This is a genomic window from Actinomadura geliboluensis (assembly GCF_005889745.1).
Taxonomy (GTDB): domain Bacteria; phylum Actinomycetota; class Actinomycetes; order Streptosporangiales; family Streptosporangiaceae; genus Spirillospora; species Spirillospora geliboluensis.
Map to the genome: position 1 here is coordinate 1 of NZ_VCKZ01000622.1, position 3,599 is coordinate 3,599.

A 3,599-nucleotide genomic window follows, 5' to 3' on the forward strand; every position below is an offset into this window, starting at 1 on the left:
CCCCTGACCAGCGCCGAACCCGCCCGCCCGTCCACACCCGTCCAAGGGAATCCGACCCCGTTGTTAGCACCGCCGTTAGCACCCACGCCCGTCCCGGAGGGTGCGCCCGCGCGAACGGCGAGACGGTGTGACAGACGGATTCGCGCGGGCGTGCCCTCCGGCCCGCGGGGGGCTGGGGGCCGCGAGGCCCCCGCTTCACGCTCGCCCAGCCAGTAGTCGACCGGTCCGGCTTCGCGTATCAGCATGCCTTCGACATCCGGGCAGTAGATTTACAGTCCCATCGTCGGCCCTTTACCGGCTAGTCTAGCTAATTGGAGAAGGCCCTTCTGTCTGGCGCCGAGGCCATTGTTGCGGTAAGTGAGCTGGACGTTAAGCCTTAGTCTAGGCTCACGCTTGTTCGTCCCCTTCGTCGGATTTGAGGGCCCTGCTTTTGCCCTCGCAATGGGCCATTCGGTGGCTCATCTGAATGTCGCGGTACTTCTGGGCCGCGACTGCATAAAGAACCGAGGCGCTCTGCCGCTCGCCCTGAGCTTCGGCAAGTTGCGCGCGCCTAAGTGCTACGTGGGCTTGGCCGAGTCGGTCACCGATCTGCTCGTACAGGTGGTTGGCCCGAGTGTAACAACGCTTCGCCTGTTCATAGGCGTTGTGGGCTTGGCTGTCGCGCCGCTTCGCCTGTTCGTAGAAGTTGCGTATCAAGGCGGCGTCGCCGAGCCCGTTGAGGGCTCCGGCTTGGCCGGCTTGGTTTTCGAATTGCTCGTAGAGGTCGTGGGCACGGGTGAAGTAGTGCTCCGCCTGTTCGTAACCATCGCACATCAGGGCCGTGTGGCCGAGCACGTTGAGCGTGTTGGCCTCGCCAAGCCGGCTTCCGACCTGCTTGTACAGGTTGCGGGCCTGGGCGTAGCACCACTTTGCCTGTTTGATGGCGAGGCGCCTCCGGGCAAGCTCCCCAAGCCCTCTGAGGGCGTCGGCTTGGCCGGCTTGGTTCTCGACTTGCTCGCAGAGGTCATGGGCACGGGTGTAATAGCGCTCAGCCTGTTCGTAGTCGGTCCGCAGCCAGGCGATCTCACCGAGCCCAATGAGCGCAGCGGCTTGGCCGTCCCCATCACTGATTCGCTTGTAGAGGTTGAGGGCCTGGACGGAGTGGCGCTGCGCCTGTTCGTAGTCGCTCCGCAGCCGGGCGATCTCGCCGAGCCCTGCGAGCGCGGTGGCCTGGCCGTACCAGTCACCGCTCTGCTTGAACAGGTCCCGGGCCTGAGCGTAGAGGGCGGTGGCTTGGTCGTACCGGTTGTTGAGGAGGAGCCACAAGCAGACTGGAAGGAGCAGCTCGCGGGCATGGGGGGAGCGCTCGGTGAGCGCGGTCTGGGCAGCGGCCCGGAGTTCGTTGGTGGCTGCGGTAAGCCACGGCCGGGCATCGCCAGGCGAGATGAGAGATGTGTCGTCAGGGAAGGTCTCGGTGAGGATGCTGGTAGCCACCTGAGTGGTGTCTGCGAGCCTGCGATACAGGCCATCGCGGGCTATCCGGGTGGCCTCGGGAGCGTGGGAAGTCTGGTCGCGGGCATAGGCGAGGAACAGGTCGTGCAAGGTGTACCGGGCACCCTCGCGAATGATCATTGCGTGGCGGTGCAGATCACTGAGCCGCAGCCTCGCCGTGGGGACACTGGTCCCGGTCAGCGCCGACAAGGAGCGGGCATCGAAGTCCGGGCCCGGGTGTCGTGCGCAGGCCAGCAGGAACTTTTGCAAGTGGTCAGGCAGGGCGGTGAAGGAGACCTCGAAGGCCGCCCGGACGCTCTGGTCGATATCGGGAAGGCCAGTCAATCGGTTCTGGTGTTCCCGCAACACCTCCAGCACGGTGCGCGGGGTGTTGTCTTGGAGTAAATGGCTGATCGGTCGCAGGACCAACGGCAACCGCCCGCAGGCCTCCGCTAGTTCCTCCCACGGATCTTCCGTTACCTGTCCGGCTGCCAGGCCCGATCCTTGGATTAGCATGTCCACCGCCGCAGACCGGGACAGCAGATCGAGAGGGAGGCGAATGGCGCCTGGGACGTCGCTAAGTGTGTTGCGGCTGGTGATCAGGACGACGCTGCCACCGCTATTCGCAGCAGGGCACAGCGGACCAATCTGCTCGTAGGAGCGAGCACTGTCCAGCAATAGGAGAACCGACCGTTCCGCCAGCCACGCCCTCCACAATCCACTCTTGGCCGCCACACCAGCCGGGATCTGGGTGAAGCCCGCCAGGCTCAACAGCTCCGTCAGCGCGTCATCAGCCGTCCGAGGGTTCTCCCCCGGTGTGAACCCCAATAGATCCACTTCCAGGCGGGCATCGGGAAAGGCATTGGCCAACCGTGCAGCCGCCGCGCGAGCCAGCACGGTCTTCCCGACGCCTGGCATCCCCGACACCGCTGACAGCACGACCGGGCGACCAGAGGCACGCGCGTCAACGATCCGTGTGACCAGATTCTCGATTTCCTCCTGGCGGCCGATCAATTCCGGGGCCTCGTACACGGTGAACAACCGCAACCGCGGGCTCCCGGGAGCCTCGTTGACGTTGATCGTTCCGTGCGGCGCGTTGTACTGACGGCCTTCCCCGGACACCTCGTAATGCGTATCCATGACCTGGCCTGCTGGCCTCAGAGTTGATCGGGCTCGTTGACGTTGATCGTTCCATGTGGCGCGTTATATTGGCGCGAGTTGTCGCGAGAGGTGAATGTCATCTTCACCTGCATCGCGGCAGTTGCTTCGGCGAGTTCGGCGGCGAACTCCGGATCTGCTGCCAACATCTTCTTGATCCTCTGTCTCAAGACCGCGTTCCAGCCCGGGTCGTCCGGGTCGTCAATCACACCTGCCAACTCCTCGGGAACCGGTTCGCCCTCTTCCCGCACCCCGAAGACCTGCAATGCAATCCGGCGGCCCCACCCCACCGTGGCCTCAGCCGCCTGCTCCTGCGTCCGTGCCAACACCACACCCCCGTAGGCACCTGCCGCTGACACCACCCACGGCGTGACCTCAGCAGCCACTTGTGCCACGTCCACACCCATCACCCCATGTCCCTCTTCCACGTCAACCCGATCCCCTGCCGCGACATTAGACGCGTCAGAGCTCCAATCGGATGCGAAACCGCGAAACGACCGGTCGGCCGGGGCGGGACCGGCCCGGAGAGGCCGCATGCCCGGCCCGGACGAACCGGCGGCGACGCGTAGCGGCGCCCTTGAAGACGTATAGAAAGTCCTCATCCGGCAGGCTAGGAAGTTCGCTGACCTGCGGGTTTGGGTGGTGGGCTGGCGCGTCTCGTTGTGGTGGCCTTGGCTGGGGCTTTCGGGTGGTAGAACGCTCGGTTATGGGTGCTGAGCGGCTGCAGGAGATCGGGCGGGAGTTGCGGCGGTTGCGGACTGCTGCCGGGCTGTCTGGGGTTGGGTTGGCGGCTCGGGCTGGGGTTCCTCAGCCGACGGTGTCTCGGGTGGAGACTGGGCGGCGGGTTGCTGACCCGGAGGTGGTGGCGCGGTTGGTCGGGGCTTTGGATGTGGGGCCGGCTGAGGCTGAGCGGCTGTTGGGGCTGGTTCGTGAGGCTTATGCGGAGACGTCCCGTCGGGTTGATGCGGGAG

The 3,599-nt window shown here is 65.3% G+C and carries 3 protein-coding genes; 1 reads left to right on the forward strand and 2 read right to left on the reverse strand.

Annotated features, from left to right (window positions below):
• Window positions 1-387 precede the first annotated feature (387 nt).
• Together ETD96_RS42565 and ETD96_RS42570 are read right to left on the reverse strand one after the other, a co-directional pair.
• Window positions 388-2,610, reverse strand: coding sequence for a tetratricopeptide repeat protein (locus ETD96_RS42565; protein WP_138642150.1), 2,223 nt, complete (start codon window positions 2,608-2,610; stop codon window positions 388-390).
• Window positions 2,611-2,627: 17 nt separating this feature from the next.
• Window positions 2,628-3,035, reverse strand: a complete 408-nt coding sequence (locus ETD96_RS42570) for a hypothetical protein (RefSeq protein ID WP_138642151.1) — start codon at window positions 3,033-3,035, stop codon at window positions 2,628-2,630.
• 299 nt (window positions 3,036-3,334) lie between these two features.
• Between ETD96_RS42570 and ETD96_RS42575 the strand changes: the two genes are divergently transcribed.
• The coding region (locus tag ETD96_RS42575; RefSeq protein WP_138642152.1) for a helix-turn-helix domain-containing protein at window positions 3,335-3,599 on the forward strand (265 nt) is incomplete at its 3' end.